Genomic DNA, 467 nt, shown 5'->3' with positions numbered 1-467 from the left:
CCTGATCGGCGCCGACCACGACTACGGCGTCGATACCGAGGAAGAAATTGATGTCCCCGAGGTAGTGGAACATCTCCTCGATGGCGCGACGCTGACGTTCGACGCTGTCAACGTCGTCCATGTCGGGGTGCCAGCGGAAGCCGTTGTCGTAGACGAACGTCTCCCACTCGTCCCCGTCGACCATAATCGTCTCCATCCCACCCGAGGAGCCGAAGTCATCGAAGGCACCAGCGGGACCGACTGGCATATTCAGCGTGCCAGGGTCCAGCACCTCGATGTCCTCGGTCTTGATCTCCTCCTGATCGAGTGCGATGTCGACAGGACCAGCGAACTCGTAACGGAGCTGCTTCTGGTCGAAGTCCTCGCGGTTGAACATCTCGTCATCCGACCGCGGGATGGCGAGCTTCTGTGCTTCCTTCTTGTTAGTCGTGGAAACAGGCATTATTGGGTATTACCTATAAGAAACT

General features: G+C 57.8%; 1 protein-coding gene. It reads right to left on the bottom strand.

Translation table 11 applies throughout. The features are described from left to right. The coding region (locus tag EXE45_RS17885) for a hypothetical protein (RefSeq protein WP_137695119.1) at positions 1-376 on the bottom strand (376 nt) is incomplete at its 3' end. Positions 377-467 lie beyond the last annotated feature (91 nt).

Source organism: Halorubrum sp. SP9, assembly GCF_005435015.1.
Lineage (GTDB): Archaea > Halobacteriota > Halobacteria > Halobacteriales > Haloferacaceae > Halorubrum > Halorubrum sodomense.
The sequence above is the reverse complement of the archived record's forward strand: the minus strand, read 5'-3'. Positions and strand labels throughout refer to the sequence as shown.